General features: G+C 64.2%; 2 pseudogenes. Both read right to left on the reverse strand.

What is annotated here, in order from left to right:
* A pseudogene (locus RNB18_RS53175) lies at nt 1–272 on the reverse strand (ABC transporter permease); the annotation flags it as partial.
* A 17-nt stretch (nt 273–289) separates the two neighbouring features.
* A pseudogene (locus tag RNB18_RS54455) lies at nt 290–399 on the reverse strand (ABC transporter ATP-binding protein); the annotation flags it as partial.

The raw sequence follows: 399 nt of genomic DNA on the forward strand, positions 1-399 counted from the left end.
GCCAGGAATGTACCGGCGGCCACCAGCAGCGCGGGCGCCTGGGTATACCGGGACTCATCGTGCAACACCGGAAAGCGGTCCGCACCACTCACCGTGGAGTAGATCCACAGAGCCGCGTACGCGGCTAACGTGATCAGGACAGCCGGATGCAGCAGCAGCCGACGGCTTTCGACAACCGCGAGGGGGAACACCACCCGCCAGCCAGCCAGCCCGAACGTCTGGCCCGCAGCTTCGTCGCTGGAGGAAACGGCTTCTTCACGGAGCTGGCTCATGACACCGACGCCTCGTTTCAGGGAACCGCGTCGTGAAGCAGGAGATACCCGTCTTCCAGTGTCGGTTCACCAAGTCGGGCACCAGACGGCGGTACGCCGATGTTGCGGTATTCACCCAATCCCGTAC

This window comes from Streptomyces doebereineriae (genome assembly GCF_031845645.1).
Lineage (GTDB): Bacteria > Actinomycetota > Actinomycetes > Streptomycetales > Streptomycetaceae > Streptomyces > Streptomyces canus.